General features: G+C 42.9%; 23 protein-coding genes. 2 read left to right on the top strand and 21 right to left on the bottom strand.

Annotated elements, in window-relative coordinates; all coding sequences use genetic code 11:
• Window positions 1–9: 9 nt before the first annotated feature.
• The 8 genes from C5471_RS13380 to nrdH form a co-directional block, all read right to left on the bottom strand.
• Entirely contained in the window at window positions 10–1,200 is a 1,191-nt protein-coding gene (locus C5471_RS13380; RefSeq protein WP_133816161.1) for an MFS transporter, read from the bottom strand.
• A gap of 243 nt (window positions 1,201–1,443) precedes the next feature.
• Window positions 1,444–2,442, bottom strand: coding sequence for a glycine betaine/L-proline ABC transporter substrate-binding protein ProX (proX, locus tag C5471_RS13375; RefSeq protein ID WP_133816162.1), 999 nt, complete (start codon window positions 2,440–2,442; stop codon window positions 1,444–1,446).
• A gap of 71 nt (window positions 2,443–2,513) precedes the next feature.
• Window positions 2,514–3,599: a glycine betaine/L-proline ABC transporter permease ProW gene (gene proW, locus C5471_RS13370; RefSeq protein ID WP_133816163.1), complete on the bottom strand. Its 1,086-nt coding sequence runs from the start codon at window positions 3,597–3,599 to the stop codon at window positions 2,514–2,516.
• Window positions 3,592–4,791, bottom strand: coding sequence for a glycine betaine/L-proline ABC transporter ATP-binding protein ProV (proV, locus tag C5471_RS13365; protein WP_133816164.1), 1,200 nt, complete (start codon window positions 4,789–4,791; stop codon window positions 3,592–3,594). Before proV ends, proW begins: the two co-directional genes overlap by 8 nt.
• 598 nt (window positions 4,792–5,389) lie before the next feature.
• A complete protein-coding gene (gene nrdF, locus C5471_RS13360) occupies window positions 5,390–6,349 on the bottom strand; it encodes a class 1b ribonucleoside-diphosphate reductase subunit beta (protein WP_166295966.1) in 960 nt (319 codons plus the stop codon).
• A gap of 21 nt (window positions 6,350–6,370) precedes the next feature.
• Window positions 6,371–8,500: a class 1b ribonucleoside-diphosphate reductase subunit alpha gene (gene nrdE / locus C5471_RS13355; RefSeq protein ID WP_133816165.1), complete on the bottom strand. Its 2,130-nt coding sequence runs from the start codon at window positions 8,498–8,500 to the stop codon at window positions 6,371–6,373.
• Window positions 8,501–8,502: 2 nt separating this feature from the next.
• Window positions 8,503–8,919: a class Ib ribonucleoside-diphosphate reductase assembly flavoprotein NrdI gene (gene nrdI / locus C5471_RS13350; RefSeq protein ID WP_166295972.1), complete on the bottom strand. Its 417-nt coding sequence runs from the start codon at window positions 8,917–8,919 to the stop codon at window positions 8,503–8,505.
• A 13-nt stretch (window positions 8,920–8,932) separates the two neighbouring features.
• Window positions 8,933–9,163, bottom strand: coding sequence for a glutaredoxin-like protein NrdH (gene nrdH, locus C5471_RS13345; RefSeq protein WP_133816167.1), 231 nt, complete (start codon window positions 9,161–9,163; stop codon window positions 8,933–8,935).
• Between the two features lie 316 nt (window positions 9,164–9,479).
• Here nrdH and C5471_RS13340 point away from each other — a divergent pair, with 316 nt between their 5' ends.
• Both C5471_RS13340 and cspE read left to right on the top strand, forming a co-directional pair.
• On the top strand, window positions 9,480–9,941 hold the full coding sequence (locus C5471_RS13340; protein ID WP_133816168.1) for a methylated-DNA--[protein]-cysteine S-methyltransferase: 462 nt from the start codon (window positions 9,480–9,482) through the stop codon (window positions 9,939–9,941).
• 219 nt (window positions 9,942–10,160) lie between these two features.
• Entirely contained in the window at window positions 10,161–10,370 is a 210-nt protein-coding gene (gene cspE, locus C5471_RS13335) for a transcription antiterminator/RNA stability regulator CspE (RefSeq protein ID WP_021323071.1), read from the top strand.
• Between the two features lie 71 nt (window positions 10,371–10,441).
• Here cspE and crcB read toward each other — a convergent pair whose 3' ends face one another.
• From crcB to lptE, 13 genes are all read right to left on the bottom strand, one after another.
• Complete coding sequence (crcB, locus tag C5471_RS13330) at window positions 10,442–10,816, bottom strand: fluoride efflux transporter CrcB (RefSeq protein WP_133816169.1); 375 nt, start codon at window positions 10,814–10,816, stop codon at window positions 10,442–10,444.
• A gap of 14 nt (window positions 10,817–10,830) precedes the next feature.
• Window positions 10,831–11,796 carry a lipoyl synthase gene (gene lipA, locus C5471_RS13325; RefSeq protein ID WP_133816170.1) on the bottom strand — a complete coding sequence of 322 codons (966 nt, stop codon included), beginning with the start codon at window positions 11,794–11,796 and terminating at the stop codon, window positions 10,831–10,833.
• A 112-nt stretch (window positions 11,797–11,908) separates the two neighbouring features.
• Window positions 11,909–12,550, bottom strand: coding sequence for a lipoyl(octanoyl) transferase LipB (lipB, locus tag C5471_RS13320; protein ID WP_133816171.1), 642 nt, complete (start codon window positions 12,548–12,550; stop codon window positions 11,909–11,911).
• A gap of 131 nt (window positions 12,551–12,681) precedes the next feature.
• On the bottom strand, window positions 12,682–12,945 hold the full coding sequence (ybeD, locus tag C5471_RS13315) for a DUF493 family protein YbeD (protein WP_011145617.1): 264 nt from the start codon (window positions 12,943–12,945) through the stop codon (window positions 12,682–12,684).
• A 159-nt stretch (window positions 12,946–13,104) separates the two neighbouring features.
• Window positions 13,105–14,316, bottom strand: a complete 1,212-nt coding sequence (dacA, locus tag C5471_RS13310; protein WP_133816172.1) for a D-alanyl-D-alanine carboxypeptidase DacA — start codon at window positions 14,314–14,316, stop codon at window positions 13,105–13,107.
• 161 nt (window positions 14,317–14,477) lie between these two features.
• Window positions 14,478–15,485 carry an endolytic peptidoglycan transglycosylase RlpA gene (gene rlpA / locus C5471_RS13305; protein WP_133816173.1) on the bottom strand — a complete coding sequence of 336 codons (1,008 nt, stop codon included), beginning with the start codon at window positions 15,483–15,485 and terminating at the stop codon, window positions 14,478–14,480.
• A gap of 13 nt (window positions 15,486–15,498) precedes the next feature.
• Window positions 15,499–16,611, bottom strand: a complete 1,113-nt coding sequence (mrdB, locus tag C5471_RS13300; protein ID WP_133816220.1) for a peptidoglycan glycosyltransferase MrdB — start codon at window positions 16,609–16,611, stop codon at window positions 15,499–15,501.
• A 7-nt stretch (window positions 16,612–16,618) separates the two neighbouring features.
• Window positions 16,619–18,514 carry a peptidoglycan DD-transpeptidase MrdA gene (gene mrdA / locus C5471_RS13295; RefSeq protein WP_133816174.1) on the bottom strand — a complete coding sequence of 632 codons (1,896 nt, stop codon included), beginning with the start codon at window positions 18,512–18,514 and terminating at the stop codon, window positions 16,619–16,621.
• Window positions 18,515–18,552: 38 nt separating this feature from the next.
• Complete coding sequence (gene rlmH, locus C5471_RS13290; protein ID WP_133816175.1) at window positions 18,553–19,023, bottom strand: 23S rRNA (pseudouridine(1915)-N(3))-methyltransferase RlmH; 471 nt, start codon at window positions 19,021–19,023, stop codon at window positions 18,553–18,555.
• A gap of 2 nt (window positions 19,024–19,025) precedes the next feature.
• On the bottom strand, window positions 19,026–19,352 hold the full coding sequence (gene rsfS / locus C5471_RS13285) for a ribosome silencing factor (RefSeq protein ID WP_166295963.1): 327 nt from the start codon (window positions 19,350–19,352) through the stop codon (window positions 19,026–19,028).
• A gap of 98 nt (window positions 19,353–19,450) precedes the next feature.
• Window positions 19,451–20,137 (bottom strand): nicotinate-nucleotide adenylyltransferase, encoded by a 687-nt coding sequence (nadD, locus tag C5471_RS13280; protein WP_133816177.1) that lies wholly within the window; start codon window positions 20,135–20,137, stop codon window positions 19,451–19,453.
• The gene (gene holA, locus C5471_RS13275) at window positions 20,121–21,161 is read right to left on the bottom strand and encodes a DNA polymerase III subunit delta (RefSeq protein ID WP_133816178.1); all 1,041 of its coding nucleotides are present in this window, start codon (window positions 21,159–21,161) and stop codon (window positions 20,121–20,123) included. The genes nadD and holA overlap by 17 nt, the downstream gene beginning before the upstream one ends.
• Window positions 21,158–21,706, bottom strand: a complete 549-nt coding sequence (gene lptE / locus C5471_RS13270; RefSeq protein WP_133816179.1) for an LPS assembly lipoprotein LptE — start codon at window positions 21,704–21,706, stop codon at window positions 21,158–21,160. The genes holA and lptE overlap by 4 nt, the downstream gene beginning before the upstream one ends.
• Between the last annotated feature and the right edge of the window lie 10 nt (window positions 21,707–21,716).

Below are 21,716 nucleotides of genomic sequence, written 5' to 3'. Positions count from 1 at the left end.
ACTTGTTTCTTACAACGTTTTTGGATCATGTTTTTTGCCTAAAAACCACACGATCAGGCTGATGATACAGATGGTCATTCCAGCGGCAGCAACGCCATACCAACCTGAATATTTATAAGCATAACCTGAAACCAGAGAGCCAAGAGCGCCACCGATAAAATAGCTGGTCATGTAAGCAGAGGTGAGTCGGTTTCTGGCCTCTGGCATAATGCGATAGATCGTACTTTGATTCGTAACGTGAACACCTTGAATCGCAGTATCAAGGAGTAGAATACCGATCAGAAAGCCGATTAATGATTCTTTGGCGAAGCCAATCGGTATCCATGAAAGAAGTAGTAGCACTAGAGCAATGCTGGTGGTCAGAGAACCTTTTCCTGTATCAACCAGTTGCCCGGTTTTAGTTGCCATCAGGGCTCCTGCGGCACCGACTAACCCAAATAAACCGATTATCCCTTCGGAGTAGTTAAAAGGGGGTGCTGAGAGCAGGAATGCCATTGATGTCCATAGAAGGCTGAAATTGGCAAATGTCAGTGCTCCCAGTATGGCGCGTACTCTTAGAAGGGGAGTTGTGGCGACGAGTTTTCCAATAGAGCCAAGTAATTGGAAGTAATTGAGAGTGGTCACTTGTTTATAACGAGGCAGGCAGCGCCATAACGTCAGGGAGAGAATGACCAGTAAGATGCTGGCAACCCAAAAAATCGTTCTCCATCCACCTAGCGTGGTCATTGCTCCGGAGATGGTTCTTGCCAGTAATATTCCAAGTAGCAAGCCGCTCATAATTACACCAACGGCTTTTCCTCTCTGATGGGGAAGGGCAAGTGTTGCCGCCAGAGGGACCAACACCTGGGCAACGACTGAAAATAAGCCTGTCAGTGCCGTTCCCAGCAACATTTGCCAAATGTTTTGCGACATAGCGGTAATCAGCAATCCAATAGCGGCTAATATTGTCATTGAGACAATTAGGCTGCGTCGTTCAAACATATCACCTAATGGTACAAGGAATATCAGGCCAACGGCATAGCTCAATTGAGCTGAAGTCACAATAAAACCCGCTTCGCTGGCAGTTAGGTTAAATTGTAACGCGATAGTATCAAGCAACGGTTGCGCATAGTAGTTACTGGCAACAACCAAACCTGTGGCAATGGCCATCAGAGCAATCAAAGCCGGGCTTAATGGTGTATGGGAAATATTCTCTTCCATAGATGTATTTTCTTATGCTTAAACAGCAAGTTAGAGGGAGTAGATAGCTCGCTAAGAGCTTGTAGTCACGCGTTAGATTTTTTGCATTGTAATGAGTTTTTATTACCAGTTTCAATGATAAAACCGGGATGGTGGTAGAAAGAAACCGACAAACATGGAATGAGTTGATTTATTTAGTATAAGGGCGGTGTAAGTGGAAAATAGTGAATTGGCTTATGCCAATTCACTTTATTACTCAGTATGTTAATTGGTTTTTGTGGTCTTGATAGCGGTTTCAATCCAGCTATCAAATAATTTTTGGTGGGTTTTGATCCAACTGTTGGCATGGCGTTCAATATCTGTTTGTGATGCCTCACCATTATGCATACGTAGGTTTTGGGCGTTAATATCAGCAAGCGGTATTTTCATAATAGAAAATAGCTTGGCTGCGGCAGGGTTGTCTTCTGCCCATTTTTTATTGGCGGCAATATGCATAATGCTTGGTGGGAAACCATAATTAGCACCATTTGGCAGCTTTGTGTCTATTTTTTCACCGTTAGGCATAGCCGAGAAAGGAACTTGCAGCCAGACGACATCTTTACCCGGTTTCAGCACATCACTGATCCAGTAAGGTGTCCATGTGTAATATAAAACAGGTTTACCTTCTTTATAGCGGGTAATGGTATCGGCCATCATGGCCGCATAATTCCCCTGATTATGTTCAACACTATTATTCAAGCCATAAGCTTTAAGGTGATAGTTAATTGCGGCTTCACAGCCCCATCCAGGGTTGCAGCCGGTAAGATCGGCTTTGCCATTACCGTTGGTATCAAACAATTTGGCTATTTTCGGATCTTTCAGTTGTGCAATGTTGGTGATGTTGTATTTTTCTGCCGTTTTTTTGTCGATCAAATAACCTTGAGCGGCATTTTCTACGTAATTCCCAACACGGTAAAATTTGGTATCTCCACCTGCTGCCCGATATTGGGTGTTGTGCAGTGGCTCCCAGCTTACGGCCATAAAGGTCGCATCACCGGAAGCGATAGAGGAGTAGGCGACGTTGTAGTCTACTTCTTTGATTGGTTTAACATCATAGCCCAGTGTTTCCAGTGCCTTATTGACAATCAGAGTCTGGAATGTTTCTTCGGTAATCGTGCTTTGTATTGGTTGTACACTGATATTTTTACCAGGTAATTCGACAGCGAATGACTGAGAGCTTATCAGTGATGACAGGGTTATAGCCCAGATAACTATTTTGCGCACAGTTTTTTCTCCTGCTAGTCGTCATCATATTTTTATTAAAAACTTGTGGTTTGATATATGCCTTTGCAAGGCTATGCTTTTTTGCTGAATAAATGGATCACTAACCCAATTGGCCCGGAGGTATACCAGTGATTTACGCCTTTGGTGCGGCTGTCGCGACCAAGAGATTGTGTCAAGCGGTCAAGGAGAATCGCGAGAATAACGATCCCGACACCACCTACTGCGGCAAGCCCCATATCAAGACGACCAATGCCTCGCAGAACCATTTGACCTAAACCACCGACGGCAATCATTGAGGCGATAACAACCATTGACAGCGCCAGCATCAGAGTTTGGTTTATACCCGCCATAATTGTCGGCATAGCCAATGGTAACTGAACTTTCAACAGCATTTGGCGAGGACTGGCACCAAAAGATTCGGCGGCTTCTATCAGATCTGACGGAACCTGCTTGATACCCAAAATTGTCAGACGGACAATTGGGGGCAAGGCAAAAATAATGGTGACGATAACCCCAGGTACGTTACCGATACCAAATAACATGACAATGGGAACCAGATAGACAAATGCTGGCGTGGTTTGCATAGCATCAAGCAGAGGTCGGATGATTTTTGCGGCTCTCCCACTGCGTGCCAGCCAGATGCCAAGTGGTAAACCAATGATGATACAGAACAGCAGAGATGTCAGAGCCAATGCCAGAGTGACCATCGCTTCAGACCATGCTCCAATTGCACCAATAATGATCAGTGAAACAAGTGAGGCAATACCCATGCCAATGCCTGATAGCTGCCAGGCAATCAGAGTAAAAAACAGGATTGCAACGGGGGCGGGCATTGAGGTTAGAAATTGCTCAAAATTGCTGAGAACAAAATCAATTGGGACACGCATTCCCTGAAATGCTGGGCGAAAATTCAGTACAACCCAGTCAATAGCATGGGTTACCCATGAATCCAAGGGAATAAGTGTGTGCTGGAATGGATCCATGATATTGAAATGTTCAGGTTGTACCGTTGTTGCTGGTGCATCCAGCCAGTCAGAACCCGCTGAGTTGTCAACACTGGCTTCGCTACCCCAGGGATCGATGTTATCAGCCGAGGAGGGATGGGGATCCCTCGTATCTGGTGCAGGTTGAGTTTGATGTTCGTTTTGATTACTCATTTGGTGTCTCCTTATCTAAAGCCTGTAACAGCATCCCTTTGGAAATAACGCCGATGTATTTGTCGTTATCCCCAACAACCGGAACCGCACAAGGTGATTGTGCTACAACAGAGATCAATTCATTGAGAGGCATATCTGCGGCAACGGCGGTTGGCTCGGTTAATATGGCGTGTTCGATAGGTTTTTTTTCCCGTAATGTTTTTTCCAATGAATTGACTGAAACCACACCTGCGAACTTTTGCCCACGTTCGATCAGATAGCCATAATTCCTGTTCTCATCATCCAGGACTTTCAATGCGGAAAGAGGGCCAAAACCTGGCGCAACATGAAGAAGCGAGTCCGGGCGGCGGCGAGCGACATCTTTGGCGCTGAATACATGGCTGATATCTACGCCCCGGAAAAAGGTTTTCACATAGTCGTTTGCCGGATTATTCAGGATTTCATCAGGTGTTCCGACTTGTACAACAACACCGCCTTGCATAATGGCAATTCGATCCCCGATACGCATTGCCTCATCCAAATCATGAGAAATAAAGACGATGGTGCGAGGCTGATTACCTTGTAGACTGAGTAACTCGTCTTGCATTTCTGTGCGAATTAATGGGTCAAGGGCAGAAAATGCTTCATCCATCAGCAAAATATCCGGGTTATTAGCCAGTGCTCTGGCAAGCCCGATACGCTGACGCATTCCGCCTGAAAGTTCATCAGGGTAGGATTGCGCATAACTTTCCAGATTTACCTGTTTCAGTGCATCTAGTGCTTTTTTATGGCGTTCTTGTTTGGGGATCCCGGCAAGTTCCATACCAAAAGCTGTATTTTCCATGACGTTTAAATGTGGCATCAGTGCGAATGATTGGAAAACCATACTGATTTTGTTACGGCGAACTTCTCTTAACGCTGTTTCTGAAATCTCAGAAATATCTTCCCCATCAATTAATACCTGACCGCGAGTCGGTTTTATCAGGCGATTGAGAAGGCGTACCATGGTGGATTTGCCGGAGCCTGATAATCCCATGATGACAAATATTTCGCCTTCTTCAATGGCCAGATTGGCATTTTGTATACCAATAGTCAGACCTGTCTTTTCAAATATCTGATCTTTATTCAAGCCAGAATTCAGCAATTTGAATGCATATTCTGGGTGCTTACCGAATATTTTATAGAGGTTTTTAACTTCGAGTTTAATTGCCATGAAATAGTTACTTTCCTTTCAATGGTTATTTAATAATTTTATGCATTATTCATCTCTGCACGATTCTTTGAAGATATATACCCTAACATACTGAGAGAGTCTGACAACCCTATGTTAATGTTAATTAATGTAAAAATTAGTGATATTAAATTACTTAAATTAAATATATTTGGAGTGATTTCATTATTATGAGCAAATTATTTTTTATGAAGTGATTCTATTGTTGAAAGGATAAATTCCTTCTATGCTATTGTTATTATTATATTTTTATGATAATAAAGCAATAATTCGTCAATTATATTTTAGATGGAATTGGTTATTAATTTATAATGTTGACTATGTCTGATCAGAGTGAAATTTAATTTAAAATAAATTAGATTAATTAATGCTTTTTGTCGTTTGAGATGATAAGAATGGCTGTTTCTGGTAAAAAATGTTCACAGGAATAGTTTCATCTGTAAAAAACACCATAAAAAATATAAGGATTTTATGGTGTTTTATAGTTTAAAAAATAGGCTTAATGGTATTGTTTTTAAATATTATCGTGTTACGGTTATCAGGCGTTCGAAATATTCTAGATAAAATAAAGTCATTTTCTTCAAAAGTTCCAATCTTCATCTTCTGTATTAACTGCTTTACCAATAACATACGATGAACCTGAACCAGAAAAGAAATCATGGTTTTCATTTGCACCAGGTGATAATGCGGAGAGTATTGCCGGGCTGACATTCGTTGTTTCTGAAGGAAATAAGGCTTCATAGCCAAGATTCATTAATGCTTTATTGGCATTGTAATGTAAGAATTTTTTAACATCTTCAGTCCAGCCAACAATACCATAAAGCTCTTCGGTATATTTAACTTCATTTTCGTATAAATCTAATAATAATGAAAAGGTAAAGTCTTTAATTTCTTTTTTCTCTGGTTTAGCATATTTATTCAATGATTTTTGGAATTTATATCCAATATAATAACCGTGAATAGCTTCATCTCGGATAATAAGGCGGATTAAATCGGCTGTATTGGTTAATTTGCCCCGACTTGACCAATACATAGGTAAATAGAAACCTGAATAAAATAAAAATGATTCCAGAAAAACACTGGTAACCTTTTTCTTTAATGGATGATTATCACAATAATAATTTAAGATAATTTTGGCTTTATTCTGTAATGAAAAATTACTTTCACTCCAGCGATAGGCGTCATCTACATCCGTAGTCAGGCATAATGTTGAAAAGATGGAACTGTAAGAACGTGCATGAACGGCCTCCATAAAACTAATATTGGACATAACCGCTTCTTCGTGAGGTGTCAGCGCATCTTCCATTAATGCCGGAGCGCCGACTGTATTCTGGATGGTGTCCAATAGGGTTAACCCGGTAAATACCCGGATAGTGAGTTTTTTCTGTTCTGCGGTCAATGTATTCCATGAGGGAATATCATTAGATAACGGGATTTTTTCCGGTAGCCAAAAGTTAGTTGTCAGCCGGTTCCAGACTTCTAGATCTTTGTCGTCTTCAATTCGATTCCAGTTAATTGCACGTATAGGATGACTAATCATAATAAATTTCCAGCATTAATTTTACAATGAGCATGAAACACAGCCTTGTACTTCTGTACCTTCCAAAGCAGTTTGTCTCAGACGAATGTAATAAAGTGTTTTGATCCCTTTACGCCAGGCATATATTTGGGCTTTGTTAATATCGCGAGTAGTGGCACCATCTTTAAAGAAAAGTGTTAGTGATAATCCTTGATCGACATGTTGAGTCGCTGCGGCATAAGTATCAATAATCTTTTCCGGCCCTATTTCATAAGCATCTTTGTAATATTCAAGATTATTATTGGTCATAAACGGAGCTGGGTAATATACTCGTCCTGTTTTGCCATCTTTACGGATCTCAATACGGGATACAATAGGGTGAATACTTGAGGTTGAATTGTTGATATATGAAATAGAACCTGTGGGAGGAATAGCCTGAAGATTCTGATTGTAAATACCATGGGCCATAACTGAAGCTTTTAATTCAAGCCAGTCTTGTTGACTGGGAATAATTATTCCTGCTTGTTCAAATAGTTGACGGACTTTTTTTGTCTGAGGTTGCCATGATCTTTCCATATATTTATTGAAGAATTCACCACTGGCATAACGGGAATCTTTAAAACTTTTAAAGTAGCGATTTCGCTCAATTGCAATCTGATTTGAAACCCGCAAAGCATGATAAGTGACGATATAGAAATAGATGTTTGTGAAATCAATTCCCTCTTCAGAACCATAATGAATGCTTTCCCTTGCCAAATAGCCATGAAGATTCATTTGACCTAAACCAATCGCATGAGAATCCTGATTTCCTTTTTCGATAGAAGGGACTGAACGGATATGGCTCATATCTGATACGGCAGTTAAGGCGCGAACAGCTGTTTCAATAGAAAGGGCAAAATCAGGTGAGTCCATTGTATGAGCGATATTCATCGATCCCAGATTACAACTGATATCTTTCCCAATATGGCAGTAATTTAAATCATCGTTATATTCACTGGCACTGTTAACCTGTAAAATTTCGGAACATAAATTGCTCATATTGATCCGGCCTTTAATTGGGTTAGCATGATTCACAGTGTCTTCATACATAATATAGGGATAACCGGATTCGAATTGGATTTCAGCTAATGTTAAGAAAAATTCACGGGCATTGATTTTTGATTTGCGAATTTTTTTATTATTTACCATTTCAGCATATTTTTCTGTAATGCTAATTTCAGACATTGGCACGCCATAAACCCGCTGAATATCATAAGGTGAGAATAGATACATTTCTTCATTGTGTTTAGCCAATTTAAAAGTGATATCAGGAATGATGACCCCAATAGAGAGAGTTTTTATACGGATCTTTTCATCGGCATTTTCCCGTTTTGTATCCAGAAAACGAAGAATATCAGGGTGATGAGCATTGAGGTAAACGGCGCCTGCACCCTGGCGTGCACCAAGTTGATTGGCATATGAGAATGCATCTTCCAGCATTTTCATCACTGGAACGATGCCTGATGACTGATTTTCAATCATTTTTATTGGTGCGCCGGTTTCCCGTAGATTACTGAGTAAGCAGGCGACACCGCCACCACGTTTTGAAAGTTGTAATGCTGAATTGATTGAACGCCCGATGGATTCCATATTGTCCTCAATTCGCAGAAGGAAACAGGAAACCAGTTCTCCACGCTGCTTCTTACCACAATTAAGGAAAGTTGGCGTTGCGGGTTGAAAACGGCCACTGATAATTTCATCGACCAGACGGTCAGCCAGTATCTGATCACCTTGAGCTAAGGTCAGTGCTACCATGCATACCCGATCTTCATAGCGTTCCAGGTAGTGTTTATTATCGAAGGTTTTTAGTGTATAGCTGGTGTAATATTTGAATGCGCCCAGAAAAGTTTGAAAGCGAAATTTTTTACTATAGGCTTGCTGAAAAAGCTTTTTAACAAAAGCAAAATCGTACTGTTTTAGTACTTCAGTTTCGTAATATCCCTTTTGTTGAAGGAAATCGAGTTTCTCTTTCAGATCGTTAAAAAAGACTGTGTTTTGATTTACATGTTGGTGGAAATAGTGATGAATGGCCAGTTTGTCTTTATCAAACTGAATGTTTCCTTCATTATCGTGCAGATTGAGCATAGCATTGAGAGCATGATAATCCTGCCGCTCGTTAATTTGGAAAGTCATGATTACATATTCTCTGGTGAGTAATGTTGCCAGAATCTTTGGATACCCTGGTGTACTTGATATACATCTTCTTCAGTACCCAATAGTTCAAAACGGTATAGAAGTGGTATCTGACATTTTTCTGAAATTATCCGTCCGGCGATACCGTAAGCTTCGCCAAAGTTTGTATTTCCGGCGGCTATGACTCCCCGAATCAGTGCTCGGTTTTCGGCAACATTTAGAAACTGGATCACTTGTTGTGGAACCGCGCCTTTAGCACTGCCACCACCATAACTTGGTATCAGTAAAATGTAAGGTGAAGTTACATTGAGCAGATTACCTGATTGGTTTATCGGAATACGGAGAGCTGGCATCTTGAGTTTCTGGACAAATCTGTCGCTATTTCCGGATGAACTGGAGAAGTAGACCAGCGGATTCATATTCATAGTAAACCTACAAATTCTCAGATAACGCGTTGATTTTATCAGGGCGGAACCCTGACCAATGCTGTGTGTCTGCGACGACGACGGGAACTTGCTGGTAACCCATAGTGCGGACAATCGCTAAAGCCTGTTGGTTTTCGGTTAAGTCAATAATCTGATAAGGAATATTCCTTTGGTTTAGAGCCTGGTAGGTCGCGTCGCATTGTACGCAGTCAGGTTTGCTATAAATAGTAATGCTCATTAATGACTCCTTTTTCAGTTTGTGGGTGTGTAATGATGAAATTTGGTTCACTGGTAACAGTTTTCCAAAAGGCTATAACTGGACTTATACTATATGTAGTGGAATTTTAATTCAACCATACTATATATGGTGTTAATTTTACATTGAGTGACTATCATCAGAATTATGGTGTTGTTTATTCTCTATCTTGCTGGGAAAATTTAAGTTTTCTAGTCGGTGGTAAGGGAGCAACTGAATTCATCATTGCAATTTATTGAAAAGACGATTTACTCTAATCCCTATAATAATTGATATTTTTTCAATGGAGGAGGTGGCTATGTATCATCAGTATCTTGATACACCTAAAGGATTTCCAAAACCGTATGTTCATATCACTGCGGATGATAAGGGAGTAACTAGTCTGTATTTTGTTGATGAAAAAACAGCGCCTGAAGTAAAAAATGATATCACTAAACAGTGCGTGAAGGAGTTGCGGGGGTATTTTACGGGTAAACGTACTGAGTTTTCTGTTCCACTCAATCCGGTAGGAACTGAATTCCAGCAGCGTGTCTGGTCCCTGTTATGTAATATCCCGTTTGGCGAAGTGTGGAGTTATAAGCAGCTATCATTAGCATTAGGTTCAGTCAATTATTGTCGTGCTGTAGGAATGGCTAATTCCCGTAATCCGATCTCATTAATTGTGCCTTGCCACCGTGTTATTGGGCATGATGGTAAGTTGGTGGGATATACCGGTGGTTTGAATATTAAAAGCTGGTTATTGGAACATGAAAAAGTATAACAGTTTGCTTGTTTAATAAATTGTCTGATAAAAGACCAGGGAAGGTCATAGAATATTTACATATGTACATTATTTGGCAGTAAAACTAAATAAAAGATAAGATCTATTGTATTTTATTATGCTTTTCGTGATCTTGGTTGTAGACAATCAACCAATTTATTTGCTGTACTGTATACGACACAGGTTTTGTGTCTTATTTTCACGTTAAAGGTAAGTTTGATGTCAAAAATTAAAGGTAACGTTAAGTGGTTTAATGAATCTAAAGGATTCGGGTTTATCACTCCAGAAGATGGTAGCAAAGACGTATTTGTGCATTTCTCTGCTATTCAGAGTAACGGATTTAAAACTCTGGCAGAAGGTCAAAAGGTAGAGTTTGAAATCACTGACGGCGCTAAAGGTCCATCTGCTGTAAACGTTGTCGCTATCTGATTTTAACTCCGTATTTTGAAAAACCCGTTGATATAACGGGTTTTTTTTATTTTTGTGATGTGTGTGTAATTTTAAAGCTTGTTCATTAGTGCGAAAGCTAAAATTGTCATCAGTAGTGAGCCGAAAAGGTTAAGCAGAACTGTTCCCAATGCCCATCCCAGTTTTCCATCCAGCAACAAATAAGCGACTTCAACAGAAAACGTGGAAAAGGTTGTTAAGCCGCCGCAAAAACCGGTGGTTAGCATGAGTTTCCAGGTCGGATCAAGATAGGGGGATTGATTAAAATAGGCTAACCCCAGCCCGATGATCAATGCACCAATACAGTTAACGGTAAGGGTGCCAACCGCGATGCTAGTAGAAATACTATTAAGGTGGAGGCTGATAAACCAGCGTAATACACTGCCTAAGCCACCACCAATAAATACAGCCAAAATAATATTAAGCATAGTAAATCTTATGATTATTTGACTTCTTCGCCTCTGGCTTGCAAATCAGCGTGATAAGAAGAGCGAACAAATGGCCCGCAGGCAGCGTGGCTAAATCCCATAGCCATAGCTTCTTCTTTCATTTCATCAAATTCCTGTGGGCTAACGTAGCGCTGTACCGGTAAATGATGGCGGCTGGGTTGTAGATATTGGCCCAGCGTTAGCATGGTGACACCATGGCGGCGCAAATCACGCATAACATTGAGAATTTCTTCGTTGGTCTCACCAAGACCCACCATCAGGCCAGATTTAGTTGGAATATCGGGATGGGCTTCTTTGAACTTTTCGAGCAATTTCAGTGACCACTCATAGTTTGCGCCAGGGCGTACTTGACGATAAACCCGTGGTACGTTTTCCAGGTTATGGTTAAATACGTCAGGGGGTGTCGCTGTCAATATTTCAAGTGCGCGATCCATACGCCCACGGAAATCAGGAACCAAGGTTTCAATTTTAATGGATGGATTTTTTTCACGAATAGCAGAGATGCAGTCAGCAAAGTGTTGAGCACCGCCATCGCGCAAGTCATCACGGTCAACGGAGGTGATGACGACATAGCGCAGTGCCATATCTTTGATGGTTTGTGCCAGTTTTACCGGTTCGTTGGTATCAGGTGCCGTAGGGCGGCCGTGGGCTACATCACAGAAAGGGCAACGGCGGGTACAGATTGCGCCAAGGATCATAAAGGTGGCTGTACCGTGATTGAAACATTCAGCCAGGTTAGGGCAGGAAGCTTCTTCACAGACAGAATGCAAACCATTTTTGCGCATGGCCGATTTGATACCCTGAATGCGGCTGGAATCCGCAGGAAGTTTGATTTTCATCCACTCAGGTTTACGCAAGATTTCTGTACGTTCGGTAATCACTGTTTTGATAGGGATCAGCGCCATTTTGTCTGCGTCACGGTACTTAACTCCGCGTTCCATCTGAATTGGTTTACTCATAATCGTGCTGGTTCCAGTGTTAAATTCATCAGGTTGAGATTTATCATTCAGCCTAACTGTATAATAAATCCATTAAAAAATTTTTGAAAAATGTTAAAAAATTATATCATCTTTAACTATTCAGTTTAAATCCTAACTGTTGGCAAAATTTTTCTACCAAAATGGGGTGTACTTGCTCAACAGTAATTCCAGGGACTAAATCACTAAGTTGAATCATTTTCATACCGGCGTAGCCACAGGGATTAATACGCAGAAATGGTTCTAAATCCATTGCGATATTAAGTGCCAGTCCGTGGAAAGAGCAGCCTTTACGTATTCGTAATCCTAGAGAGCAGATTTTGGCTTCCTCGACATAAACACCTGGAGCATCCGGACGGGTATAAGCTTGTACACCAAAGTAGGCAAGTGTTTTAACTACGGTATCCTCTATTGCTGTAACCAGTTGCCGTACACCAATTTTGGCGCGTTTGATGTCAATCATGACATACATAACCTGCTGGCCGGGACCATGATAAGTGACTTGCCCACCGCGATCGGATTGAATAACCGGGATATCACCGAGAGATAGCAGATGCTCAGATTTACCTGCCTGCCCCTGAGTAAATACTTTTGGATGTTGTACCAGCCAAATTTCATCGGGTGTATCAGTATCTCGCTGCTCAGTAAACAAGTGCATTGCATCAGAAATCGGCTCGTAGGGTTGTATTCCTAATTGGCGTAAGAAGATCGTTTTATGTTGCAATTGAAACATCATTTGATAGCGATAAGATTGGGTCAGTATAACCCTCAGAAGAGGTTCTCACCAGTTTAGTCCACTTGAAACTGTGGTGTTTCTGATAGATAAAAGATCCCCTGTGAAATTACAGGGGATTTTTCTGGTTTGTATTACAACACTACCCGTACCAGTTCAAGGTTACCTAACTCTTCGTACAGAGTTTCTACCTGTTCAATGTGAGTTGCATTAATCGTAATGGATACTGAGTGGTAGTTGCCTTTGCTGCTTGGCTTCACTTGTGGAGAGTAATCGCCCGGCGCATGGCGCTGAACCACTTCAACGACCTGATTGACTAACTCAGGTTCAGCCAGACCCATCACTTTGTAAGTGAATGAACAAGGGAACTCAAGCAGTTCATTTAATTTCGTTTTCATGGGCGCTCCTGTTTTGCTTTCCGCAATACGTACGGTCAGTCTTTTGTGTAAAATTCGATATCTTCCCTGCTTAAATCGCGGGGATTTTTATTGCGGTCAGACTGTAGCCTGGCTCGCTTCTGTGGGTTATGTTTTTTTGTCGTTTAACTATCTCAGGAACTAGCCAAACCAATGATGAAATAGCAGTTTGATGTAATCGATAAAACGACTGAAGATGCTGCCTTCTTTCACTTCGTTCATAACGACTAATGAGCGCTGTTCGACAGTCTTGCCATCAAGTTGAAAATTGATGGTGCCGACAACCTGATTTGTCGCTAGCGGTGCATGTAGTTCAGTATTATTCATGACATAGCTGGCTTTCAAATCTTTCAGACGACCGCGGGGAATAGTCAGATAAACATCTTTATCAACACCTAGCTGAACCCTATCGTTGTCTCCGAACCAAACCGGTTCAGAAGCGAATTCTTTGCCAGCTTTCAGTGGCTCGACGGTTTCGAAGAAACGGAATCCCCAGGTCAGCAGTTTCTTGCTTTCTGTTTCACGGCCCTTATAAGTATGGCCGCCTAATACCGCAGAAATCAGACGCATATCGCCTTCCGTTGCAGAAGCGACTAGATTATAGCCTGCGGCATTCGTGTGGCCGGTTTTTATACCATCTACATTCAGGCTTTTATCCCACAATAAGCCGTTTCGGTTTGTTTGACGGATATTATTGTAGGTAAATTCTTTCTCTTTATAGATAGCATACTCTTCAGGAACATCGCGGATCAGGGCCTGACCAATCAACGCCATATCACGGGCAGAGCTGTATTGGCCTTCCGCATCCAGACCATGAACAGTTTTGAAATGTGTATTCTGTAAGCCAAGGGATGTTACATAGCTGTTCATTAGATTAACGAAAGACTCTTGGCTGCCGGCAACATAATCCGCCATTGCAACACAGGCATCATTACCGGATTGCAGGTTTATACCGCGAGATAACATAGAAACCGAAACCTGATCTCCTGGTTTGAGGAACATCAGGGAGGAGCCTTTAAATACCGGATTACCTGTTGCCCATGCATCAGTGCCAACAGTGACCATATCATTTGGGCCGATTTTGCCTGATTTGATTGTCTGACCAATAACGTAACTGGTCATCATTTTTGTCAAACTGGCAGGATCACGGTGTGCGTCCGCGTTCATCTCAGCCAGAACCTTGCCTGAGTTATAGTCGATAAGAATATAAGCTTCAGCATCAATCTGAGGTACACCTGGGATCATCGTTTTCAGGTTTACATCGTTTCCATCGGCAAAGGCAGAAGCACTTATTGCCAGCGCAATACCCAGGGTGGCACTTTTTATAAAACGAGAAGTGGTTGTATATTTCATGGTCGGTTGGACAACATCCGTGAGAAAAGGTTGATATCGGGCCACATCATAGCAAATGAAAAAAATACTGACATTGGCAAATTTTAACAAGCAGCAGGTTTACATTTTTTTACCTCGCTTACTGATATCTGAACTAAAGCCAGATATCAGTAAGCGAACAATTAAGGACTGACGATAAAGGAGGATTGTTGTATTTGATCAGCCAGTTTCTGTTGTAAATCCGTAGCCTGTTGACGATTATTGAATGGCCCCAATTGTACACGATAAACGTTGCTATATTGGGTTATTCGGCCTTGAACATTGAAGCGTTGTTCCAGGGTTTGTTGCCACTCTTTTGCCCGTTGTTCACTGCTAACCGCACCAACCTGGACCATAAAACCATTTGTTGAAGAGGTTGGTGCTGCTGTTGTTAACGCACTGTTTGTCACAGGTTTAGGCGGCTGTAATTTCATTGCGGGTAGTTGCCCAGTGACTTCTGGCTGTACAGTCAACCGTTGTGTTTGTTCCACCGGTTGATTTGCCGAAGGCTGGCTGTTCGTTTGATCCGGGACATTCTCCATTGTTGGTGTTCCCAGTGGCCCGGTTGTTAGAACTGGCCTGCCGGGTAGCGCATAACTCTGTTTAACTATCTGGCTGCCGACAGTACCGGGACCCGATAAAGAACCATCTTGGGCAACCTGAATAAAATCAATCTTAACTTTGGTACTTTGAGTCAGGTTCAGGCGTTCAGCAGAAGCTTTTGACAGATCGATAATCCGCCCCTGTTTATAGGGACCACGGTCATTGATTCTGACAACCATCATACGGCCATTACTCAAATTGGTCACGCGGACATAGCTTGGAATTGGTAGGGTGGGGTGGGCTGCCGTCAGAGCATAAGGATTGAAACGCTCACCAATCGCTGTCATTTTGCCACTGGATTCTGCGGCATACCAACTGGCATAACCCGTTTCACTGAACTGAGATGGGTCTTGAACAATATGATAAATATGTCCGTTCATCTGATAATCATTATTGGCGCTGGGGTGATAAGGCTCATAATGAGGCTCCGCGCCCAGAACATCCTGCGTTGGTACTGCGGGTAACGGGGAAGATTTTTGCTCGTCAGGAGTGGTACAGCCGGATAATGAAGCTACAATCATGCCGAGTATAAGCCAGTGTTGACGCATTGAAACCTCTTCTTTATAAACTTTTAGACAATAATTTTCGGTGTGTGTGAATCGACATTATAATTCCGAAACCAGCCATTAAGACGATCAATGCTGAACCGCCATAACTAACAAATGGTAGAGGAACCCCTACCACAGGCAGGATACCGCTCACCATGCCGATATTTACGAAAATATAAACAAACAAGATTAACATTAGGCCGCCAACCATGACCCGGCCAAAAGTATTCTGTGCTCTGGTTGCGATAACCAGCCCGCGTATAATTAATAGCAAATATAGTGTTAATAACAGTAGCACGCCAATTAAACCAAGCTCTTCCGATAATACGGCAAATATGAAGTCAGTATGGCGTTCTGGAAGAAATTCTAGCTGAGATTGTGTCCCGAACAACCAGCCTTTACCTGATAAGCCACCGGAGCCAATAGCGATTTTCGATTGAATAATGTGGTAACCCTTACCCAATGGGTCAGTTTCTGGATCAAGTAACATCATTACGCGATCACGCTGGTATCCATGCATCAGAAAGAACCACAAAATAGGGATAAAACAGGCCAATAACAGAGCCGCAATACCAATCAGTCGCCAGCTCATTCCTGCCAGGAACAGGACAAACAGACCAGAAGCAGCGACCAGAATTGAAGTACCCAGATCTGGTTGGGCGGCGACCAGTAAAGTGGGTAGAAAAATCAGCATTAAAGCGATAGTGGTATTTTTCAGCGATGGTGGACATAAATCGCGGTTCATAAAACGAGCAATCATCAGTGGTACTGCGATTTTGGCAATCTCAGAAGGCTGGAAACGGATGATCCCCAGATCGAGCCAGCGTTGTGCCCCTTTACTGATTTGCCCGAAAGCATCGACAAAAATCAGTAAAATGATACAAACAATATAGAGATAAGGTGCCCAGCTTTCATAAACTCTTGGTGGGATCTGCGCCATAATGATCATGACAACAAATCCGGCACCAATTTGGCCGATTCTGCGCTCCATCATCCCCATATCTTGACCGCTGGCACTCCACATAACAAAAGCGCTGTATACCAGTAGTGCCAGAATGCACAGCAGTAATGGCGGGTCGATATGTAATCTGGTCCAGAGAGGAACCTTTTTTGGGTTTTCTGTCATAGTGTCATTAGTCACTTTCTGTTCCGGGTGGTGCAGGGGCAGCATCCGGTAATATAGTATTGTTATCCCCTAACAGTACATGATCGAGGATTTGGCGAACAAGGGTTCCCACAGACGGACCCGCACCCCCATTCTCTAAAATAATAGAAAGGGCTACTGTCGGATTCTCATAAGGGGCGAAAGCAATCATTAGTTTGTGATCCCGTAAATGCTCAGCAATTTTACTGGCATTATAAGTTTCATAACTATAGACCTGTGCTGTTCCTGATTTGACAGCCGCTTTATACGGTGTGCCGATAAAACTCTTGTGGCCGGTACCATTTGGCAGGTTAGCAACACCATACATACCACTTTTTGCCAGTTCCCAGTACCCTGAATGGATATCACCTATCTGAACGTTTTCTGGTTGTTGATAAGGGAGCATCTCACCTTTCAACTTCTTACCCAGTAACAGATGCGGCGTTTTTACATTACCGTCATTAATTAAGGTTGTCAGCGCCTTGACCATTTGAATGGGGGTTGCTGTCCAGTATCCCTGGCCGATACCCACAGGAATAGTATCTCCCTGATACCAGGGTTTTTTATATTTCTTTTGCTTCCATTCGCGGGTTGGCATGATGCCTGTACGTTCTTCAGCTAGGTCGATTCCGGTGTATTCGCCATAACCAAATTTGGTCATCCATTCAGACAAACGATCAATACCCATATCATAGGCAACTTGATAGAAGAAAGTATCCGCAGATTCCACAATGGCTCTATATGCATTGAGACTACCATGCCCCCAGCGTTTCCAGTCACGGTAGCGTTTTTCTGAACCCGGCAGTTGCCACCATCCCGGATCAAAGAGGGTTGTATTTTTATTGATAACGTTTGTACTGAGTGCTGCAACGGTAATGAAAGGCTTAACCGTTGAAGCAGGAGGATAAATCCCTTGAGTCGCACGATTAATAAGCGGTCGGTCAGGGTTGTTTAATAATTCCTGATAGTTTTTATTGGAGATACCGTTTACGAACAGGTTTGGGTCATAACTTGGGTTAGATACCAGGGCCAAAATTTCCCCATTCCGTGGATCACTGACAACGACTGCGGCCCGGCTGGTTGTGAGAAGTTTCTCAATATAGATCTGCAATTCAAGATCGATAGTCAGGTAAATATCCTGTCCGGCCTGTGGCGGTTGTTCATGTAATTGACGTATTACACGGCCACGATTATTGACTTCGACTTCTTCATAACCGGTTCTGCCGTGTAAAACAGACTCATAATAACGTTCAATACCCAGCTTGCCGATATCATGGGTGGCTGCATAATTGGGTAAAATCCCTTCCTTATCCAACCGTTCCACATCTTTATCATTAATTTTAGCGACATAGCCAATGATATGAGTCAATGCTGAACCATAAGGGTAGAAACGGCGTTGATAGCCTTTTATTTCAAGGCCGGGGAAACGGTACTGGTTAACAGCAAAACGCGCCACTTGAATATGATCAAGCGACGTTTTCAATGGGATAGAGGTAAAGCGGCGTGAGCGCTTACGTTCTTTTTCAAAGTTGGCAATGTCTTCGTCAGTTAGATCGATAACATCCCGTAAATCATTTAGGGTTTGCTCAAGATGTTCTACCTTTTCAGGTACAATTTCCAACTGGTAAATTGTTCGGTTAAGCGCCAATGGTGTGCCTTTACGGTCATAAATAATACCCCGGCTTGGCGCGATTGGAACCAGTTTAATGCGGTTTTCGTTTGAGCGGGTTTGGTAGTCTTCGTGGCGGGTGATTTGTAAATGATAAAGATTGGCAACCAAGACACCAGTCAGTACCAGGATAACAATAAACGCCACCAATGCGCGGCGGGCAAACAGGGCTGATTCAGCCGTGTAATCACGAAAAGGGGTACGTTTATTTTTCATCCCATTGCCAGAATTCGCTTTATCCGTTGGTAACCAAATTATTCCCGATGATAGGGATGATTGGTGGTAATACTCCATGCCCGGTACAGGCTTTCTGCAACTAAAACCCGGACCAAAGGATGGGGCAAGGTCAGTGGCGACAGTGACCAGCTCTGTTCTGCGGCAGCTTTACATGCTGGCGCAAGACCTTCGGGCCCGCCTATCAGCAGACTGACATCTCTGCCATCTTGTTTCCAATGTTCAAGTTGTTGCGCCAGTTGAGGTGTTTCCCAACGGGAACCAGGAATATCCAGAGTAACAATACGGTTGCCTTTGCCGACAGCGGCCAGCATTTGTTCGCCTTCTTTTTCCAGAATGCGTTTAATATCCGCGTTTTTACCTCGTTTCCCAGCCGGAATTTCTACCAGATCAAATGGCATGTCTTTTGGAAAACGGCGCAAATAATCCATAAAGCCGGCCTGTATCCAGTCCGGCATTTTTGTACCTACAGCGACTAATTGCAGCTTCAAACTCAGCTCCAAAGCTTTTCAAGTTCATACATGCGGCGACTCTCTTCCTGCATGACATGGACAATAACTTCACCGAGGTCTACGACAATCCAGTCAGATATGCCCTGTCCCTCAACACCCAGTGGAGTTAAACCACTCGCACGGCAGTCACCAACCAAATTGTCTGCGACAGACATCAGATGGCGGTTGGAGGTTCCGGTGCAGATAATCATGCAATCGGTAATGCTGGATTTCCCCTGAACATCCAGAGAAATAATATCCTGTGCTTTGGAGTCTTCAAGTTTATCAATAACAAACTGTTGGAGTTCTTTACCTTGCAAAAGGTTCATCCTTATTTTTTATCAAAATTGAGCAAATAGTGCGGAATAATAGCATGCCAGGTTACCCAAGGGTAAGCCAACTGAGTGACTAATCGGGGCAGATTTCGCTATTGGCGATATAACCCCTGTGAATTTATATACTTTTGTACTGAAGGGGATAACAAATCATCACAACTTAGCCCTTGCTGGAGACATTGGCGGATATCTGTTGCTGAGATATGTAACAGTGGTGTATCTGCCAGATAGACATAACCATTAGGTTTGCGACTAAGTAGAGCGGGATCGCTGATTTGATGTTGCGTAAGCCATTGCTGCATTTCAGTTGTAGAAAGTTGGGTTTGATAACTGGGACGAGCACAAACCAGTAAATGGCAGATATTCAGCAGTTCCTGCCAGCGATGCCAGGTATGCAGTGATAACAACGCGTCCTGGCCGATGATAAATGCCAGAGGTTGATTTTCACCAAACTCCTGACGGAATGATCCCAACGTATCAATTGTGTACGATGGGGTAGTACGCTCCAGTTCACGGGTATCGACGGTGAATAGTGGATTGTCCTGTACTGCTAGACGAACCATTTCAAGCCGTTGTTGCGCGGTAGCTTCTGGCTGTGGGCGGTGGGGAGGGACGTGATTTGGCAGTAGAATCACTTGTTTTAGGCCAGTTTGATGTGCCAGAGCTTCAACTGAATGCAGGTGCCCATAATGAATTGGGTCAAATGTCCCACCAAATAATGCCTGAATAACGGGATGTGTCGGACAAGTCGGACAAATAGAATCAATGGCGTGAGACATGAAAAAAGCTCTCAGGTAATGTTTTCCCACATAACAACATGGAAATTGTTTCTAAATCTGGCCAGACGGACTGACCGTAATCTTGTTTCACCCGGAGTTCCATTTGTACAAGTAAATGGACTGCCAGCTGTAAATCATGCTGAGTTAAGCGTTGCAGTGCATTGGTTAGTAACGGGCGGCGGTTTTGCCATATTCGATGTTGATCTAACAGAGTTTTTATAGCAGTTGTGGTGCTCTGGCGCTTTAGTGTAAGTAGCAGCAGCAATTCACGCTGTAGGGTACGTAACAGAATAACGGCCTCGCAATCTTCCTGTTGTAACTGTTTTAGAATATGCCATGCTCGTTTTGCTTTACCCAATAACAGAGAGTCTACCCAGTGATAAGGTGTAAAGTGAGCCGCGTCATTCACCGCATTTTCAATACGGTGTAAGGTCAGTTTACCATCTGGATATAGCAGGGAGAGCCGCTCAAGAGCCTGAGTCAGCGCCAATAAGTTTCCTTCATAGCAGTAACACAACAGTTGATTGGCTTGCTCTTCCAGAGTCAGTTTCATGACTTTGGCTCGTTGCGCGACCCATTGAGGCAGGCGGTTCAATTCGGGCGTTTGACAACTGATGTAAACACCATTTTTCCCTAATGTTTTAAACCAGCTACTGTTTTCCTGAGCTTTGGTCAATTTCAAACCACGCAATATCAGCAAGATATCTGGATGAAGTAATTCCGCCAGTTTTACCAGTTTTTCAGCCATTACCGTGTTGGGGCCATTTTCTGGTAGCAGTAAAGTGAGGGTTTGACGACTGGCAAACAGGCTTAATGACTGGCAAATACTGAATACTTCATCCCATTCGGTATGATTGTCCAGAGCATAAGTGAAGTGTTCAGTGAAAGCGTGCTGTTCAGCCGCCTTGCGAATGTGATCCTGGCTTTCCTGTAATAGCAGGGGTTCATTTCCCCATATCAGATAACAGTTTCGCAGCCCTTCGTTGAGCTGCGAAACCAGTTGTTCGGGATAGAGTCTGATCATTGTGCTTGTGCAGCTTGCTGTTCCGCTTGTTTTTCTCTGGCTTTCTGTTTTTCTGCGCTGTGAACAGTCAGTAACTGGCGAACTAACTGACGTGCAGCCTGTTCGCGCATTTCTTGATTGATCATTTCGTTTTCCGCATCTTTTGCCAATGCTTCTAATGGGTTATCGAAGAAAGAACGGTCAACTCTGGATTGAAGCGGGTAGACGCTACCGTTTGGCATAATAACCTGTGCATCGACATACAGTGTCAATTGGCGTTCAGCCGCCTTACCGTCCTGGAAAACGGAAACAGTGTCTTTATTTTCAGAAGAAGTGATTAGCCTCAGAATAGGAATTTCGGCGCTACCATTCTCAAGGATAGTGACGTTATTCAGACGAAGTTGTTGGCGCACAGAACGAGTCAGAGGCCCATATGGATCACCGCTCGTTAATTGCAGCTTTTTGAGCTCCGGTGGTACTTGAGTGGTACCACGCAGATGAAAACCGCAGCCAGCGGTGACCAGCACCGCTAACCCCAGCAACAACGTTAAAATACGATGCCGCACATTGCCTCCT

The sequence above is a fragment of the Photorhabdus tasmaniensis genome, from assembly GCF_011189505.1.
GTDB lineage: Bacteria > Pseudomonadota > Gammaproteobacteria > Enterobacterales > Enterobacteriaceae > Photorhabdus > Photorhabdus tasmaniensis.
This window is presented reverse-complemented; position numbering and strand designations above follow the sequence as displayed.

What these genes read in the sequence shown, in the direction of transcription:
- C5471_RS13380 (WP_133816161.1), bottom strand. Translation starts at nt 1,200, where the DNA reads ATGGAAGAGAATATTTCCCATACACCATTAAGCCCGGCTTTGATTGCT.
- proW (WP_133816163.1), bottom strand. Translation starts at nt 3,599, where the DNA reads ATGAGTAATCAAAACGAACATCAAACTCAACCTGCACCAGATACGAGG.
- proV (WP_133816164.1), bottom strand. Translation starts at nt 4,791, where the DNA reads ATGGCAATTAAACTCGAAGTTAAAAACCTCTATAAAATATTCGGTAAG.
- nrdF (WP_166295966.1), bottom strand. Translation starts at nt 6,349, where the DNA reads ATGATTAGTCATCCTATACGTGCAATTAACTGGAATCGAATTGAAGAC.
- nrdE (WP_133816165.1), bottom strand. Translation starts at nt 8,500, where the DNA reads ATGACTTTCCAAATTAACGAGCGGCAGGATTATCATGCTCTCAATGCT.
- nrdI (WP_166295972.1), bottom strand. Translation starts at nt 8,919, where the DNA reads ATGAATCCGCTGGTCTACTTCTCCAGTTCATCCGGAAATAGCGACAGA.
- nrdH (WP_133816167.1), bottom strand. Translation starts at nt 9,163, where the DNA reads ATGAGCATTACTATTTATAGCAAACCTGACTGCGTACAATGCGACGCG.
- C5471_RS13340 (WP_133816168.1), top strand. Translation starts at nt 9,480, where the DNA reads ATGTATCATCAGTATCTTGATACACCTAAAGGATTTCCAAAACCGTAT.
- cspE (WP_021323071.1), top strand. Translation starts at nt 10,161, where the DNA reads ATGTCAAAAATTAAAGGTAACGTTAAGTGGTTTAATGAATCTAAAGGA.
- crcB (WP_133816169.1), bottom strand. Translation starts at nt 10,816, where the DNA reads ATGCTTAATATTATTTTGGCTGTATTTATTGGTGGTGGCTTAGGCAGT.
- lipA (WP_133816170.1), bottom strand. Translation starts at nt 11,796, where the DNA reads ATGAGTAAACCAATTCAGATGGAACGCGGAGTTAAGTACCGTGACGCA.
- lipB (WP_133816171.1), bottom strand. Translation starts at nt 12,550, where the DNA reads ATGATGTTTCAATTGCAACATAAAACGATCTTCTTACGCCAATTAGGA.
- ybeD (WP_011145617.1), bottom strand. Translation starts at nt 12,945, where the DNA reads ATGAAAACGAAATTAAATGAACTGCTTGAGTTCCCTTGTTCATTCACT.
- dacA (WP_133816172.1), bottom strand. Translation starts at nt 14,316, where the DNA reads ATGAAATATACAACCACTTCTCGTTTTATAAAAAGTGCCACCCTGGGT.
- rlpA (WP_133816173.1), bottom strand. Translation starts at nt 15,485, where the DNA reads ATGCGTCAACACTGGCTTATACTCGGCATGATTGTAGCTTCATTATCC.
- mrdB (WP_133816220.1), bottom strand. Translation starts at nt 16,611, where the DNA reads ATGACAGAAAACCCAAAAAAGGTTCCTCTCTGGACCAGATTACATATC.
- mrdA (WP_133816174.1), bottom strand. Translation starts at nt 18,514, where the DNA reads ATGAAAAATAAACGTACCCCTTTTCGTGATTACACGGCTGAATCAGCC.
- rsfS (WP_166295963.1), bottom strand. Translation starts at nt 19,352, where the DNA reads ATGAACCTTTTGCAAGGTAAAGAACTCCAACAGTTTGTTATTGATAAA.
- nadD (WP_133816177.1), bottom strand. Translation starts at nt 20,137, where the DNA reads ATGTCTCACGCCATTGATTCTATTTGTCCGACTTGTCCGACACATCCC.
- holA (WP_133816178.1), bottom strand. Translation starts at nt 21,161, where the DNA reads ATGATCAGACTCTATCCCGAACAACTGGTTTCGCAGCTCAACGAAGGG.